The organism is Rhodoferax sp. GW821-FHT07G04 (assembly GCF_059418585.1).
The window spans coordinates 235,220-251,574 of sequence record NZ_JBWKQD010000003.1 but is presented as its reverse complement, the minus strand read 5'-3'; the positions used below and the strand labels follow the sequence as shown (position 1 = coordinate 251,574).

15 protein-coding genes are annotated in these 16,355 nt (G+C 61.8%); 12 read left to right on the top strand and 3 right to left on the bottom strand.

Features of this window, described 5'->3' with window-relative positions:
- Positions 1-81 precede the first annotated feature (81 nt).
- The 8 genes from AC07OO_RS18455 (at position 82) to AC07OO_RS18420 (ending at position 4,608) form a co-directional block, all read left to right on the top strand.
- Entirely contained in the window at positions 82-537 is a 456-nt protein-coding gene (locus AC07OO_RS18455) for an Lrp/AsnC family transcriptional regulator (protein WP_495083598.1), read from the top strand.
- 69 nt (positions 538-606) lie between these two features.
- Positions 607-879, top strand: a complete 273-nt coding sequence (locus AC07OO_RS18450) for a MoaD/ThiS family protein (RefSeq protein ID WP_495083597.1) — start codon at positions 607-609, stop codon at positions 877-879.
- Between the two features lie 33 nt (positions 880-912).
- Positions 913-2,013 carry a WD40/YVTN/BNR-like repeat-containing protein gene (locus AC07OO_RS18445; RefSeq protein ID WP_495083596.1) on the top strand — a complete coding sequence of 367 codons (1,101 nt, stop codon included), beginning with the start codon at positions 913-915 and terminating at the stop codon, positions 2,011-2,013.
- A gap of 141 nt (positions 2,014-2,154) precedes the next feature.
- Entirely contained in the window at positions 2,155-2,643 is a 489-nt protein-coding gene (locus tag AC07OO_RS18440) for a hypothetical protein (protein WP_495083595.1), read from the top strand.
- On the top strand, positions 2,636-3,091 hold the full coding sequence (locus tag AC07OO_RS18435; RefSeq protein WP_495083594.1) for an ABA4-like family protein: 456 nt from the start codon (positions 2,636-2,638) through the stop codon (positions 3,089-3,091). The genes AC07OO_RS18440 and AC07OO_RS18435 overlap by 8 nt, the downstream gene beginning before the upstream one ends.
- Positions 3,092-3,160: 69 nt before the next feature.
- Entirely contained in the window at positions 3,161-3,661 is a 501-nt protein-coding gene (locus AC07OO_RS18430) for a hypothetical protein (protein WP_495083593.1), read from the top strand.
- Between the two features lie 68 nt (positions 3,662-3,729).
- Positions 3,730-4,116 (top strand): putative signal transducing protein, encoded by a 387-nt coding sequence (locus AC07OO_RS18425; RefSeq protein ID WP_495083775.1) that lies wholly within the window; start codon positions 3,730-3,732, stop codon positions 4,114-4,116.
- Between the two features lie 171 nt (positions 4,117-4,287).
- On the top strand, positions 4,288-4,608 hold the full coding sequence (locus AC07OO_RS18420; RefSeq protein WP_495083592.1) for a hypothetical protein: 321 nt from the start codon (positions 4,288-4,290) through the stop codon (positions 4,606-4,608).
- Positions 4,609-4,666: 58 nt separating this feature from the next.
- On the opposite strand, the gene AC07OO_RS18415 is transcribed toward AC07OO_RS18420, so the two are convergent.
- Positions 4,667-7,018, bottom strand: a complete 2,352-nt coding sequence (locus AC07OO_RS18415; protein WP_495083591.1) for a DNA polymerase II — start codon at positions 7,016-7,018, stop codon at positions 4,667-4,669.
- A gap of 195 nt (positions 7,019-7,213) precedes the next feature.
- Positions 7,214-8,233: a LysR family transcriptional regulator gene (locus tag AC07OO_RS18410; protein ID WP_495083590.1), complete on the bottom strand. Its 1,020-nt coding sequence runs from the start codon at positions 8,231-8,233 to the stop codon at positions 7,214-7,216.
- Between the two features lie 152 nt (positions 8,234-8,385).
- On the opposite strand from AC07OO_RS18410, the gene AC07OO_RS18405 reads away from it, so the two are divergent.
- The 4 genes from AC07OO_RS18405 to AC07OO_RS18390 are packed head-to-tail and all read left to right on the top strand — an operon-like array spanning position 8,386 to position 15,234.
- Positions 8,386-9,273: an alpha/beta hydrolase gene (locus tag AC07OO_RS18405; RefSeq protein WP_495083589.1), complete on the top strand. Its 888-nt coding sequence runs from the start codon at positions 8,386-8,388 to the stop codon at positions 9,271-9,273.
- Positions 9,274-9,279: 6 nt separating this feature from the next.
- Positions 9,280-10,503 carry an efflux RND transporter periplasmic adaptor subunit gene (locus tag AC07OO_RS18400; RefSeq protein WP_495083588.1) on the top strand — a complete coding sequence of 408 codons (1,224 nt, stop codon included), beginning with the start codon at positions 9,280-9,282 and terminating at the stop codon, positions 10,501-10,503.
- Between the two features lie 38 nt (positions 10,504-10,541).
- Positions 10,542-13,796: an efflux RND transporter permease subunit gene (locus tag AC07OO_RS18395; RefSeq protein ID WP_495083587.1), complete on the top strand. Its 3,255-nt coding sequence runs from the start codon at positions 10,542-10,544 to the stop codon at positions 13,794-13,796.
- Between the two features lie 37 nt (positions 13,797-13,833).
- Positions 13,834-15,234, top strand: a complete 1,401-nt coding sequence (locus tag AC07OO_RS18390; protein WP_495083586.1) for an efflux transporter outer membrane subunit — start codon at positions 13,834-13,836, stop codon at positions 15,232-15,234.
- Positions 15,235-15,315: 81 nt separating this feature from the next.
- Here the strand turns inward: AC07OO_RS18390 and AC07OO_RS18385 are convergent, their stop codons facing one another.
- Positions 15,316-16,215: an MOSC domain-containing protein gene (locus tag AC07OO_RS18385; protein WP_495083585.1), complete on the bottom strand. Its 900-nt coding sequence runs from the start codon at positions 16,213-16,215 to the stop codon at positions 15,316-15,318.
- Between the last annotated feature and the right edge of the window lie 140 nt (positions 16,216-16,355).

The following is a 16,355-nucleotide window of genomic DNA, read 5'->3' as shown; positions in this document are numbered from 1 at the left end:
CGGTGAATACATTCCAAATTTCACCAAAGTAGCCGAAAATAAAGAATGTAAATATCAATTTTTCATATTTTGTAGAACACCATGCTAGATAGATTGGATTTGCAGATATTGGATGCCCTGCAGCGCGACGCCACGCTGTCCATGGCGCAGCTGGGCGCGCAGGTCGGGCTGTCCAGCACACCGTGCTGGAAGCGGGTCAAGCGCCTGGAAGACGATGGCCTCATTGAACGGCGCGTGGCCGTCGTCAACCGCCACAAGGTCGGGCTGCCGGTGACCGTGTTCGTCAGCATCCGCACCGGCCAGCACGACGAAAAATGGCTGACGCGCTTTGCCGCCGTGGTCAGCACGTTGCCCGAGGTGCAGGAGTTCCACCGCATGAGTGGTGACGTGGATTACCTGCTCAAAGTGGTCGCCTCCAGCATCGATGGCTACGACCGCTTCTACAAAAAATTGATCGGACTGGTGAACCTGGCGGGCGTGTCGTCCGCGTTTTCCATGGAGCAGATCAAGAGCACCACGGCCCTGCCCTTGGTGTAGGGTCGATCAGCTTGCCAAGGGTGGGCGTCGTTGCGATACTGCGCCGTCTGAACACATGAAGGGCTCCTTGTGGTGACTGTGGAATTCGCGGCCAGTTTGCGCCGCCATGTGCAATGCGCACCACAAAGCGTGGCACCCGGCAGCCTGCGCGCGGTGTTGGATGCCGCACTTGCAGCAGCACCTGCGGAGCTTCGTCACTATGTGCTGGACGACCAAGGCCATATCCGCAAACACGTGGCCGTATTCATCAACCAAACCATGGTGCTGAACCGGCAGAAGCTGGAGCAGACACTCTCGTCCGGCGACACCGTCCTGGTCATCCAAGCCCTCACCGGCGGCTGAAGATGATCCCCACCTAAACAGGAGACCGATCCCATGCAAACTCTATTGGTAGCCACCCGCAAAGGCCTGTTCGTGGTCAAAGGTCAAGGCACGCAATGGGCCATCGCCACCCACCACTTTGCCGGCGACCCCGTGACCCAGGTGTTGGCCGACCCGCGCAATGGCGACTGGTATGCCGCGCTACGAATGGGCCACTTTGGCGTCAAGCTGCGCAAAAGCACGGACCAAGGCGCCAACTGGACCGAAATCACCGCGCCCGCCTTCCCCACCAAGCCCACCGAAGGCCCCCTGGCCGACGACCCCACGCCATGGAATGTGGAGATGCTGTGGAGCCTGACACCCGGGTCTGCCGCAGAGCCCGGCACGTTGTGGGCCGGCTGCATGCCCGCGGGCCTGTTCAAGTCCGAAAATGGCGGCCACAGCTGGACGCTGAATACCGCGCTGTGGGAACACCCCAAGCGCCTGGGCTGGTTTGGCGGCGGCAACGACTACCCCGGCATGCACTCGGTGCTGGTGGATCCGCGCAATGCACAGCACATCACACTGGGCATTTCCTGCGGTGGTGTTTGGCAGAGCACCGATAGTGGCAAGACCTGGAGCCTGACCGCCGATGGCATGAAGGCCGACTACCTGCCCCCCGAAAGCGAACAAGACCCCAACACGCAAGACCCGCACCGCGTGGTGCAATGCACCGCCCAGCCCGATGTGCTGTGGGCGCAGCACCACTGCGGCCTATACCGCTCCAGCAATGGCGGCCAGGTGTGGGACGCCATTGCCGCGCCCAAGCCATCCGGCTTTGGCTTCGCCGTGGCCTGCGACCCGGTGGACCCTCTGCGGGCCTGGTTTGTGCCCGCAAAGGCTGATACCCACCGCTATCCGTTGGACGGGAAAATGGTCGTCAACCGCACCGACGACGGCGGCAAGACCTTCACAACCTTCACCAGCGGCCTGCCGCAGGAAAACGCCTACCACCTGGTCTACCGCCACAGCCTGGAACTGGCCCCGGACCGACAAACCCTGGCCATGTCCTCCACCACCGGCGGCCTGTGGATCAGCGCCGATGCCGGTGAGCACTGGCACTGCGTCTCCAAAGACCTGCCACCGGTGGCGGCGCTGGGTTGGGTGTCGGCTTAACTGCAAGGCTACAATGCGGGCCGGGCTTTCAGGACGCCCAGCTCGCGAAAGCCGATGCACCTGACACGCAAGCCGCTATCGCTTGCATACCCCTCCTACCTGGCCCACTGCGAGAACGGCCGTTGTTATCAAGGAGTCGGTATGCGCCATTCAAGCATCCCCACCGTTACCACGTCCAGCACCGCTGGCACACCCACGCCGTCCAACACCCTCAGCGCCGTCGAGCAGGCCTTGCGCTTGGCCCGCACGCTGCACCGCGCGTCCAAGGACGCCACCCTGCTGGTCGCCATGCCCCCCGTGCGCCGCGCCCACGCGGCGGGCGCCTTTGCCGAGTTGACCCTCAGCGCTCTGTACCGCCAGCGCCATCTGTTACAGCGCAAACACTTCTTGCGAATGCTGGCCGTGGAGGCTGGCTTTGCCAACTGGGAGGACTATTTGCCCACGCTGCGCAGCCAGCCACCGCAAGCGCTGGAGCACTACAGCACCGGACTGGAATTCGGCTACCCCAACGCCTGGTTCTCGACCCACGCGCAGGCCGTCGCCTTTGCTGAGGAACACGGCGGCAAGGTCGTGCGCTATGGTCAGCAGGCCATGGTGGTGCGCCCCGAAGGCAACGTGGCCGATGCATAGCTACAGCCTGGCGCCCGACGTCGCATTTGAAGGGGCCAGCACGCTCGCGCTGCTGGGCTGGGCACTGCTGGTAGTCGGCGTGGTGTGCAAGCCTGGCACCGTGCGCAGCCGGTTGCTGCAGCTTGGCGGCCGGGTTGTGCCCCTGCTGCTGTGCGCCGCCTATGTGCTGCTACTGGTGCAACACTGGGGCAGCGCACCGGGTGGCAACTTCGGCAGCCTGGCTGGTGTCACAACGCTGTTTGCATCCCCCGGCAAGCTAGCGGGTGGCTGGGTGCACTTCCTGGCGTTTGACCTGTGGCTGGGCCGCTGGATGGTGGACGATGTACAAACCCGTGAACGCGGCCGTTGGCTGCTACTGCCCTGCCTGCCACTGACTTTTCTGTTCGGACCTGCGGGACTGTTGCTGTATTGCGGGCTCAGTATTCGGCTGAGGAAACTATCAATTTAGTAGCGGCATGTGCATATTTTACGGGGGCTAGCGGCTAGTTTCATCAAGCCACTGCCCTTGCAGCAATAATTGGACGCGGAAAAAAAGTTAGTGCAACTCATATGGGCTGATATGCGATCCAATCATTCGTTCCTGCTGTTTGGGGTGCTGCTAAGTTTGGCAAGCCCACACGCTTGGGCGTGTAAGCCCAAAATTCAGAATCTGCTTCACGGGTATTCTGGCGAAGTGTTTCTCGGTAGAGCATTGTCCGTAACCGAAGGCAGTGCGACGGGCAGTGATCTGCAAGTGCGACCGTTAAAGATTCAATTCAAGGTCTTGCACTGGCTTGGAGAGAAGACAGGGAAACAAACCGTGGAAGTGAACGGTGTCCTCAACAGCATGGCCGGCACGGATTGCGCAGGACAATTCGATTTTTCGGCCAAGGTTGGCGAAACACGCGTCGTCTTCGGGCAATTTGGAAAAGATGGCAGTTTTCAGCCGCAGTCGTTTGTCTATATTGACAAAGCAGACAAGGAAAAAATTCCTGGCTGGCTCTATCGAGCCTATTTCTTGAATCAGTATGATGATTAGATTTCGTAGCGTGAGCTAACGCACAGGGACTCGCTTTGGACCAAGTCATCGCATTCACCGTCGTTGAAGTGCACATAAGCCCTTGGGAGGCTCAGATTGCACGGGCGCTCCTGGAGTCGGAGGGTATTGGTGCCTATCTCGGGAGCGAGCACATTGTGGCGGCATGGTGGCCCATGTCGTTGGGTTTTGGTGGTGTTCGCCTGCTTGTCCGTCGTGAGCATGTAGAGCGGGCGCAAGCGATCCTAATCTCGCGAGATCGCGGCGAACTTGAGACCGCTCTGGTTGAGTCATACCCTCCAGAAGTCATGCAGTGCCTGCGCTGTGGGTCCGAGCGGTTCGAAAGGCAACGCAGTTGGCCTGCGATCTCGCTGGCATTCGTGCTGCTATTTTTCGGCCGTGCCATCTTTCCGCCGGCCAAAGACTTGCGGTGCATGTCGTGCAATCAACTGAGGTGATGAACTCTTGCCTTGGTTAACGCCCCCCGGCATCGCGGCCAGTTGCGGTCGTTGGTCGGTGTCTGGTCGCTGGAACACTGAGATGGGCGCAGGCTGTAGTGTTCAACCTATGCCGACAATTTTTCGCTGAATTGCATGTTTCTGCACCACGTAAGGCGATTACCGAGACCGTTGAAGTTGCTTCTTCTAGCAAACGTAGCGCCTGTTGCCGCTTTATTCGTCACTTTGGTTGTGGGTAGTTTCACCGGGGCAAATTGGAGCAACCCGCACGGTGACGCCCTGCTGTTTGGCCTCATCCTCGCGGTCGTGTGTGTTCCTTCTTTTGTGCTGCAATTATTCACGTTCTTCCCCAGCTTAGGAGCAATAAGAAAAAGTGCTGCTTTGCAAACGGTTGGAAACATCAGCATCATTGTCCTTGCCATCCCTTTGGGGCTTATATATGGGTGTATTGCAGTCTTATTGGGCGGTCCGATGCTGCTGTCTATCTACTAGCTCTTGCAGAGTGAAATTGCTGCGGAAATGCTCGGGCGGAGTAGCGCATTCGACAACGCTAAAAAAGCCCCTGCTGCGCCGAAGTCAACTCTGCAAAGCTTTCCCCCATAGGATGCAGGATGGCATCCGCAATCGGCTGTAGCTGCTTGCTTAAATAGTGCTCATAGTCAATACGAGACTGGCGGGCTTCCAGCGGCTCCGGCCCGTTCTTCGTCATCACGTACTGAATCCATCCGCCGTTCTGGTACTGCATCGGTCGGCCGACGCCAGCGTTATACGCGTCGGCCGTACGCGCGGCACGCACCTGCGGTGGAACGTTGACGACATAGGCATCCAGACGGTGGCGCAGGCGTTTGCGGTAGATGAGCAGTTCATCCTTGGCGCCCGCCAAGGTGGTGTGCGCATAGTCGGTCACGAACTCGCGGTAAGGCTGGTCATGGAAGATACGTGAGAGCAAGCCCTCCTGGAACTGCCGCGCCAGCAGGGTCCAGTCGCTGCGGGCCATCTCCAAGCCGCGGAAAACCATCTCCTCCTTGCCCGCCGCGTCTATGCTCAAGCCGGCGTAGCGCTTCTTGCTGCCGACGTCCGAGCCTCGGATGGTGGGCATGAAGAATTTTTTGTAGTGCGTGTCGAATTCGATCTCGAGGAAGTTCTCCAGGCCCTGCTCTTCGTGCAGCGTGCGCGCCCACCAGGCGTTGATGTCGCGCACCAGCTCGGTGGCCACGGCATGCGCTTCGGCATTGGTATGGGTGCGCCCAAGCCAGATGAAGATGGAGTCCGTATCGCCGTAGATGGCCTCATACCCACGGTCCTCCACAAATGCCTGCGTGCGCTTCACGATCTCGTGCCCGCGCAGGGTCACGGCCGACACCAGTTCGGGGTTGAAGAAGCGGCATTCGGTCGCACCCAGCACGCCGGCAAAGGAATTCATCAGCAGCTTCAGCGCCTGTGAAAGCGGTTCGTTCTTGACTTTCTTGGCTTCATCGCGGCTGCGCGAGAGTGTGGTCACTATTTCCGGCAGGCAGTGCTTGTCACGCGAGAACAGCGTACCCATGGGGCCATGGATGGGGTCTCCAGCTTCACCCGCATGTTGACCCTCTGCATAACCTACGGGGTCCACACAATAGGTGCGGATGATGGAGGGGTACAAACTCTTGTAATCGAGCACCACGACGGAATCGTAGAAGCCGGGTTTGGAATCCATGACATAGCCACCCGGATAAGCCTTGCGCTGAATCTCACCCACATTGGGTGCCACATAACCCAGGCGGTGCATGCGTGGCAAGTAGTGGTGGCTGAATGCGGCGATGGAGCCACCGAAGTGGTCAGCGGCCAAGCCGGTGGTGTGCGCCCGTTCCATGACGAACTGCAGCAGTTGCGCCTTTTCGAAGATGCGCAAGACCAGCTCACAGTCGCGGATGTTGTAGATCGCCAGCGCCGGTTTGTCTTCGCGGTAGCGCCGATTGATCTCGGCCATCTTGTCGTACTCGTCACCAATGGCCTTGCCCTCGCCCAGCAGCGCCTGCGAGACGGACTCCAGGCTGAACGACGGAAAGCTCCACACCGCAGCCCTCAGCGCCTCAATACCGTCCACGATGATGCGGCCCGGCGTGGGTGCGAAAAGATAGCCCTGCTTGCCCGGATGCGTCCGCCACTTGATGGGCTGGCGCTCGCGGCCCAGCAGCAGCGACACCCCGCACTGGTCAGCCGTCTTCTGCAACACGCGCAAATCGAACTGGATGACACTCCACCCGATGATGACGTCGGGGTCGTTGGACGCGAACCAATCATTGAGACTCTCGATCATGGCCCTGCGGGTCGGCAGGTAGATGAGCGCAAAGTCCAGCGGCTCAGCGCGCTCGGCAGGTTCAGCGGGGGGCTCACCCAGCATAAACACCACGCGCTCGGGCAAGCCGTCCAGTGCAATGGAATACAGCTCACCGTTTTCACTGGTTTCTATGTCCAAGGACACGACCTTCAGCACCGGGCGATAGTCCGGCTCGGGCTTGAGCTTGCCGCCTTCCACCGATACGCCGGCGGTGATGAAGCGCTCCATCAGGTAGCGGTCATGCGGGCGTACATCGGCCTCCAGCAGGGGGATGTTCTGCGGTTGGAGCTTGCGTGCCAGTTGCCCGAGCTGGCGAAAGTGCTTGGCATACACCCCGACGACGGGGCCTTGCTGAAAGGTCTTGAGTTCGAGTTCGCGCAGCTCCATCCCCGGCATGGCCGCAAGCTGCGCTTCCACCGCCGCCCGGAACCGGGTTTCTACAAAGGCCACTGAGGTCTGCGCCGTCAGCAGCACCTTCAGCGGCCCAGCGTCAGTTGCCAGCCAGTACTCGATCTCGGTTCCCGCCGTCGTGTCCCGCCAGTTGCGGGTCAGGATGAACCCCTTTTGTTTTGTTGGCACCACAGGAGTTGGGGATGGGGGGAAGCGGGATGGCGGGCGGGTTGGGAATGGTTTATTTTCGCCGACAGATGGCGTTGGCTAGGGGCCAGTTTTGATCATTCGGGGAAGGCGATCACTGAGACAAGCAAGCTGTTTGGACAGAACCCTGCTCAATCCTTGCTTCTAGACGTCGGCGAACAGAGGGCCGCATCAAGTCTCTCAAGTCGCTTCAGATACGGCGTTTGTGGCTGCATTCACCGCGTTGCCAGCGGCTGAAGGCACGGCCGGTGCCGCCCAGCCTTTGCACATGGCCTCGGGCAAGGAGCTCTTGCGCTGAATCAGATCGTGTTTGGAGAATAGCTCGGCGATCCAGTCCACAAACACACGCACCTTGTTGCTCAGGTGGCGGTTGGGTGGGTAGACCACGTACATGGGTTTGGTCTCCGTGCACCAGCCGGTAAACAGCGGCTCCAGCGTGCCATTGCTGATGTGGTCCTGGATCAGGAAAGTGGCCGTATACAGCACGCCCAGACCGGCAAGGGCCGCAGTTACCCCGGCGTTGGAGTCGTTGACTGAGAGCTGGTGTTTGCCATGGATCTCCACCGAGCCTGCTTCACTGTGCAGCGTAAATACATATAGCCTTCCATCGCGCGGCGAGGCATAGCGGATCATCTTGTGCTGGGTTTCCAGCTCGCTAGGGTGCTGCGGCGTGCCGTGGCGCTTCAGGTAGGCCGGCGATGCGCAGGTCATCATGTAGAACTCGCCAATGCGGCGGGCCACCAGCGACTGGTCGGTGATCTCGCCGCCGCGCACCACGCAATCCACGTTCTCGGCAATGATGTCGATAGGCCGGTCGCTGACACCCAGGTCGAGCTGGATGTCGGGGTAACGGGCATAAAAGTCTGGCAGCGCCGGGATGATGATGGCCAGGCCCAGTGAAGACGGCACATCCACTTTCAGCTTGCCACGCGGACTGGCCTTGGCGCGCGACATGCTCGACTCCAACTCTTCGACCTCGCCGAGCAGGCGGCTGGCCTGCTCGTAATACGCCGCGCCATCCACGGTCACAGTGACCTTGCGGGTGGTGCGGTTGAGCAGTTTGGTGTCCAGCTCCTTCTCCAGATCCTGGATCAGGCGCGTGACCGAGGGTTTGGGTACGCCCATCGAGTCAGCAGCCTTGGTGAAGGTGCCAGCCTCAACGACCCGTACAAATGCCTGCATGGCGGAAAATTTGTCCATAAGCCTAGTAAATCAGAAAACCGCAGCGATTTTGGGTCGATTGTTGCACTGGTGAAATAAAGTTTGAACGAAAAGGCTATTTATTGCTTGGGGCATGCGCCCTACATTCTGCTGCATCGCAACAAATAAAAGCCGGTTTGCGGCTTGATCCGATGCACAGCCTCTCCAAACCTACTGCCGCAGCTGCCCCAACGGGCCCGGCCTGGATTGAAAAGCAGATTCCCACCGGCTTGAAACCGCCCGCCAGCCCTTTGCTGAATGTGCGTTTCTACGGCCAGCGCAACCCGTCGGCCAACGCGCCAGCGCCGCTGGTTGTGCACTTTCACGCCGGGGCCTTTGTGGCTGGTTCGCTGGAGGAAGGGGGCTGCGTACCCCGTTTGCTGGCCGCAACGGGTGCGGTCGTGGTCTCGTTGGGCTACCCACTGGCCCCGGCCAACCCCTTCCCCCAAGCTATCGAAACGGGTTACGCGGCGCTCGTTTGGGCATTCAAGGCCAGGCACAAGCTCGCTGGCAAGGACGCGCAGGTGTTTGTGGCCGGTGAAGAAGCCGGTGGCAACTTGGCAGCCGCCGTGGCGTTGATGGCGCGTGACCGCCACGGCCCAGATCTGGCCGGGCAAATTTTGCTGTCGCCCATGCTGGACCCGTGCATGGCAACCGAGTCTCTACGCAGTGCCGATGCCGGCCCGGTGGGCTGCACCTGGGCAGATGGCTGGAACCAATACCTTTCCCGCGTTGACAACGCGGCCCACCCCTACGCCGCGCCTGGAAATGCGCTGCGCCTGGCAAGCCTGCCACCTACCTTGCTGCTGACAGCGCAAGACGACCCTCTGCGGGATGAAGCACTTGCCTACGCAGACCGCCTGCGGGTGTTCGGTCGCGCGGTCCACGTCGCCGTGATGCCCGGGCCAACCGGTTGGCCCGTGAGCTATCTGGAGCCTGCTGGTGCAGCCCATGAAAAGGCCACCTGGTCGGCTGGCGTGCAGCAACAGTTCAGCGATTTTTTTTTCCACTTCCACCGTTCTTTAATTTTTCAGGGATAGACCACCATGCAAACCATTCGCCTCCACACTCCCCAACGCCGCCTCGTCGCCACGGCCGTCGCCGTGTTTGCATTGACGGGTGTTACCGCCGCCATCTTTGGCGTAAGCAGTTCACGCGCACAGCCTGCTGCTGCGGCAGCACCCGCCATGCCGGTGTCGGTCGCCACAGTCGTGCAAAGCGATGTGGCGGCCTGGGATGAATTCTCTGGCCGGCTCGAGGCCGTTGAACGTGTCGACATCCGCCCCCGTGTGGCCGGCACCATCCAGGCCGTGCATTTCCGCGAAGGTGCGCTCGTCAAGAAAGGTGACCTGTTGCTGACGATTGACCCGGCGCCCTACGCTGCCGACGTGCAGCGCGCGCAAGCCCAGGTGGGCGCCGCGCAGGCCAAAGGCGCGCAGGCCAAGGGCGAGCAGGAGCGTTCGCAGCGCCTGTGGAACGAGCAGGCGATATCCAAGCGCGAACTGGACGAGCGCGCCAATGGCCAACTGGAAGCCGATGCCAACCTGCGCGCCGCGCAGGCCGCACTGCAAACCGCGCAACTCAGCATGGACTACACCCAGGTGCGCGCACCGGTATCGGGTCGTGTCGGCAAATTGGAAGTGACCGTGGGCAATCTGGTGGCCGCTGGCCCGGGTGCACCGGTGCTGACGACGCTGGTGTCCGTCAGCCCCATCTATGCCAGCTTTGACGCCGACGAGCAGGTCGTGGCCAAGGCTCTCAAGGACGTAAGCACCGGCGGTGACCGCAAGCTGGACCGCATCCCCGTGCAAATGGGCACATCCGCCAGCAACGACACACCGTTTGAAGGCAAGCTGCAACTGGTCGACAACCAGGTCGATGCCAAAAGCGGCACCGTGCGCGCACGCGCCGTGTTCGACAACAAGGACGGCCAGTTGATGCCCGGCCAGTTCGCACGCATCCGCATGGGCCAGTCTACAAAGACCAGTGCGCTGCTCATCAACGAGCGCGCCGTTGGTACGGACCAGAACAAGAAGTTTGTGATGGTCGTGGACGCGGACAACAAGGCGCAGTACCGCGAAGTGACGCTGGGCGCATCGGTCAATGGCCTGCGCGTCATCAAGACCGGGTTGACCGCCAATGAACGCATCATCGTCAATGGCCTGCAGCGCGTGCGCCCCGGTGCGCTGGTCGCACCGCAGGTGGTCGAGATGACGGCCAAGTCTGAACGATCGAATGGTGACAAGCCCATCCAGGTCGCGCAGAAATAAATCTGTACTGATCCTTTCCACAAACAAGAAGAACTGCCATGAATCTGTCCAAATTTTTCATTGACCGGCCGATATTTGCCGGCGTGCTGTCACTGCTGATGCTGATCGCCGGCCTGGTCGCACTGCGCGGGCTGCCGATCTCCGAATACCCGGAGGTCGCGCCGCCCACCGTCGTGGTGCGGGCCCAGTACCCCGGCGCCAACCCCAAGGTGATCGCCGAAACCGTGGCCACTCCGCTGGAGGAATCCATCAACGGCGTCGAAGGCATGCTCTACATGAACAGCCAGGCCACGACCGACGGCGTGATGACACTGTCCGTCACCTTCAAGCTGGGCACCGACCCCGACAAGGCGCAGCAGATGGTGCAAAACCGCGTCTCGCAGGCCGAACCCCGTCTGCCCGAAGAAGTGCGCCGCTTGGGTGTGAGCACGGTCAAAAGCTCACCCAATATCACGATGGTGGTGCATCTGGTGTCGCCCAATGACCGTTACGACATCAACTACCTGCGCAACTACGCGGTGCTGAATGTCAAGGATCGCCTGGCCCGCATACAGGGCGTGGGCCAGGTACAGGTCTTTGGCGGTGGCGACTACTCCATGCGCGTCTGGCTGGACCCGCAGAAGGTGGCGCAGCGCGGCCTGTCGGCCAGTGACGTGGTGGCCGCCATCCGCGGGCAAAACGTGCAAGCCGCGGCCGGTGTGGTCGGCGCCTCGCCCGGCCTGGCCGGTGTGGACATGCAGCTGTCCATCAATGCACAAGGCCGTTTGCAAAACGAAGAAGAGTTTGGCGACATCATCGTCAAGACCGGTGCCGACGGCGCCATCACCCGACTACGCGACATTGCACGCCTGGAGCTGGGGGCTGCCGATTACGCACTGCGCTCGCTGCTGAACAACAAGCAGGCGGTCGGCATGGGTGTGTTCCAGGCACCGGGTTCCAACTCGCTGGAAATCTCGGACGCGGTGCACAAGACCATGGACGAGTTGGCCAAGAACATGCCCGAAGGCGTGGAGTACCGCATCGCCTACGACCCCACACAGTTTGTGCGCGCCTCCATTACCTCGGTGATCCACACCCTGCTGGAAGCGATTGCACTCGTGGTGCTGGTCGTCATCCTGTTCCTGCAGACCTGGCGCGCCTCCATCATTCCGCTGCTCGCGGTGCCTGTATCGGTGGTGGGCACCTTTGCCGTGTTGCACCTGTTGGGCTTCTCCATCAACGCGCTGAGCCTGTTCGGGCTGGTGCTGGCCATTGGTATCGTGGTTGATGATGCCATCGTGGTTGTGGAGAACGTGGAGCGCAATATCGGCGATGGCCTGAGCCCCCGTGAGGCCACCTACCGCGCCATGCGCGAAGTGTCCGGCCCAATCATCGCAATTGCACTGGTGCTGGTGGCCGTGTTTGTGCCGCTGGCCTTCATCAGCGGCCTGACCGGTCAGTTCTACCGCCAGTTTGCGGTGACGATTGCGATCTCGACGGTGATCTCGGCCATCAACTCGCTGACGCTGTCACCCGCATTGGCCGCCTTGCTACTCAAAGGCCACGATGCGCCCAAGGACGCACTGACGCGCGGCATGGACAAGGTGTTTGGCCGCTTCTTCGCGGGTTTCAACCGCCTGTTCAGCCGCGGCGCCAACGGCTACAGCACGGGTGTCAAAAGCGCCATCTCGCGTAAGAGCGCCATGTTGGCCTTCTACCTGGTGCTGGTGGCGGCTACGGTCGGCGTCTTCAAGCTGGTGCCCGGCGGCTTTGTGCCCGCACAGGACAAGCAGTACCTGATCGGCTTTGCACAGTTGCCCGACGGCGCCACGCTGGACCGCACCGAAGATGTGATCCAGCGCATGGGCGAGATCATGAAGAAGAACCCGAATGTGGAAGACGCGATTGCCTTCCCTGGCCTATCGATCAGCGCGTTTACCAACAGTTCCAACTCCGGCATCGTGTTTGCCACGTTGAAGCCATTCGCCGAACGTACGCGCAAGGACCAAAGCGGTGGCGCAGTGGCGGGCCAGTTGAACCAGGCATTCGGCAGCATCCAGGACGCCTTCATCGTGATGTTCCCACCACCCCCGGTGGAAGGCCTGGGCACCACGGGCGGCTTCAAGCTGCAGCTGGAAGACCGCGCTTCGCTGGGTTATGACGCGATGGACGCATCGGTGAAAGCCTTCATGGGCAAGGTGTATCAAGCGCCTGAAATAGCCGGTGCGTTCACGAGTTGGCAGGTCAATGTGCCGCAGCTCTATGCCGACATCGACCGCGCCAAGGCCCGCCAGCTCAATGTGCCGGTGACCGATATTTTCGACACCATGCAGATCTACCTCGGCAGTCTGTACGCCAATGACTTCAACAAGTTTGGCCGCACCTACAGCGTGCGGGTGCAGGCCGATGCGGCCTACCGCGCACGGGCCGAAGACGTGGGCCTGCTCAAGGTGCGCTCCACCACCGGCGAGATGGTGCCGTTGTCGGCGTTGATGAAGGTGCAGTCCAGCTTTGGGCCCGAGCGCGCCATGCGCTACAACGGCTACCTGTCGGCGGATGTGAGTGGTGGCCCAGCCCCCGGCTACTCATCGGGCCAGGCGCAGGCGGCGATTGAACGCATTGCCGCAGAGACCTTGCCCAAGGGCATTGGCTTTGAATGGACCGAGCTGACTTACCAGGAGATATTGGCTGGCAACTCCGCCGTGCTGGTGTTCCCGCTGGCTATCTTGCTGGTCTTCCTGGTGCTGGCTGCGCAATACGAAAGCCTGACCCTGCCGATCGCCATCATCCTGATCGTGCCCATGGGCTTGCTGGCGGCGATGACGGGTGTGTGGATTTCTGGGGGCGAGAACAACGTCTTCACGCAGATCGGGCTGATGGTGCTGGTGGGGTTATCGGCCAAGAACGCGATCCTGATCGTCGAGTTCGCACGCGAGCTGGAGTTCGCCGGCCGCACGCCGTTGCAGGCCGCGATCGAAGCCAGCCGCTTGCGCCTGCGTCCCATCCTGATGACATCGCTGGCCTTTGTCATGGGCGTGCTGCCCTTGGTGCTGTCCACCGGTGCGGGTGCGGAGATGCGCTCGGCCATGGGTGTGGCCGTGTTCTCGGGAATGATCGGCGTGACGGCCTTTGGCCTGTTCCTGACACCGGTGTTCTACGTGGCGCTGCGCGCCATGGCGGGCAACCGCGCGCTGAAGCTGCATGGTGAAGTGCCGCACATCGCGCACGCTATCGGCTCGGGTTCAGGCTCAGGCTCGGGCGGCGGCGGCGCCTTGCACACGCAACCTGCCGCGCGCCTCAAGCAACATGAATAAGAACAACAACCCAACAGAAAGACCAAAGGAGTTCTCCATGAACCACACCTATTCAACACTGCGCACAGCGCTAGTGCCACTGGCGATGGCTTTGGTGCTGGCCGGTTGCGCAAGCTCTGCCATCGTCGATACCTCGCAGTTGCCTGCCGCGCCCACAGCCTTCAAGGAAAGCGCCACTGCGCTATCGCCAAGTGCAGCGACTCCTCAAGTGCAGGGCCAATGGTGGACGGCCTTTGCCGACCCCGTGCTCGACAGTTTGATCACCAAGGCCAATGGCAACAACAGCAGCATCCAGGTTGCGGCGGGGCGCCTGGCACAGGCACGGGCGCTGGCAGGCCAACTGGATGCCAACCGCTATCCGCAACTCGGCGTGGGCGTAGGCGCAACGCGACAGTTGAATGCCACCACCGGCAACGTCGCGCAAACCGTGGTAACTGCAGGCGCCAATCTGTCGTACGAAGTCGATCTGTTCGGCAAGCTGTCCGGCGCGTCAAATGCCGCATCACTCGACGCCGCCTCACGCGAAGCCTTGCTGCGCAGCACGCAATTGCTGGTGCAGGCGGATGTGGCACAAACCTACCTGAGCCTGCGCACACTGGATGCCGAGCGGGAGCTGGTGCGCAGCACGCTGTTAGCCTACCAGAACACGCTGCGCCTGACCGAAGTGCGCTTGCGCGAAGGCGATGTGGCGGAGCTGGATGTGGCCCGCGTGCGCAGCGAAGCCGCATCCACGGAATCCGAAGCCCTGGCGCTGGACCAGCGGCGCGCGGTGCTGGAGCATGCGCTGGCCGTGCTGGTGGGGGAGGTTGCCACCAATTTTCAACTCGCACCCACCCCTTGGTCCACGGCCCTGCCTGTCATACCCGCCGGCGTGCCCAGCACGGTGCTGACGCGCAGGCCCGACGTTGCCGCCGCGCAAAACACCATGCAGGCCGCACAGGCGCGCGTAGGCGTGGCCAAGGCTGCGTGGTTCCCTACCTTCTCGCTGACGGCCAACGGCGGTTACGCCGCGCCCGAGGTTCAGGATTTGTTCAAGCTGTCGACCCAGGCCTGGGGCGTGGGTGCGCTGCTGTCACTCCCCCTCTTCGATGGCGGCCGGCGTGAGGCGGGTGTGCAGGGCGCCAACGCCGAGCTGAACATTGCGCTGGCCAACTACCGCGAGCAGGTGCTGGTCGCCTTCCGCGACGTGGAAGACCAGCTGGTGGCCCTGCGCCTGCTGGCAGACCAGTCCGAAGCCCAGTCCCGCTCCGTCGCCGCCAGCAGCCGCGCCACCGTGCTGTCGGGCTCGCGCTACCGCAACGGCTTGGTCAGCCAATTGGAACTGCTGGATGCGCAACGCAGCGAGTTGCGCAACCGTCGGCAGGCCTTGCAGGTCAAGGCGGCGCAATACGCGGCGACGGTGGGGTTGATTCGGGCTTTGGGCGGTGGTTGGGGTTGAGAGCATCTGCAGGTGCCTGCGGTAGCCGCAATCGATCGCAGCGGGCGGGCTTAGCCCGTACCCTGTGACACCCAGACTTCGCTACTCGAAGCCGTAGTCCAGTTCCAGCGGCTGGCCAACGCGCAGGGTCCGGCCCAGGCCGGTCAGGGTGATGGCATTCATGCCAAAGCTCACGGCACCGTTCACCCGCGGGTCTTGCCGGTAGGTGTTCATGCAGTCGGTCACGTGCGGCGTGCTCAGTGCGGTGCTGGGGTCGATGTTGGGGATGGGGCAGCGCGGGCAGGGCTTGACCAGGCGCAGACGAATGGGTTCACCACTGCCCGCCTGGGCATCCGGTTCGAGCAGCAGCATTTCGGTCGCCAGATCCTCTTCATGGTCCGGCACGCCGTCGATGACGATATTGGGGCGGAAGCGCTGCACCTGCGCTTCGGGCCAGCCCTGGGCCGCGAGCCGGCTATTCAAGCCATCCATCGCAGACCGGCTGAGCACGAGCAACGGAAAGCCATCGCTGAACTGATTCAGCGCGGTGTCTTCGCCCGTCCATTGGGTGTCCGAGACCCGCCGGTGCGAGGGGTCGAAGCGCACCAGGCGCAGCCCTGCTTGGCCCAGAAAGGCGCTGAACCAGGCAGCCGCCTCGTCCCCAACATCCAAGGCTGGCATGTTGTACCCCCAGAGTTGCACGGGCAACTCCGCAGCCGCTTGTGCATCCGGTGCGTCCAGGGTCAATACCAGCTCGGCCATGCCTGGGGCGCTGACACGCAGCAGAGCGCCCCCGATCTGCGGGCGGACGAGCGCCATGCGGGCCAACTCCCGCTGGCTGACAAAGCGCCCCTGCGCATCCACCAGCATGAACTGGCGGTCATGCGCCAAGCCGGTGTCGGTCAAGCGGGCGGCGGGCAGCTCAATGCCGGCGCAGGACTTGATCGGGTAGATAAACAGACGGGCGATGTGGGGTTCGATGGGGTTTGGGATGGCGTTCATGGAGCGGTAGTATCCCAAGGTTTTCGTGCCCCGGTCTGACTAGAATCCTAAAACCACCACCGTCGCTGTAGCTTGCTGAGGGTAGCTTCGAATTTGATAGCGCTATACGCATATTCGACGAGGGCTAGAGGCAGTTTTAT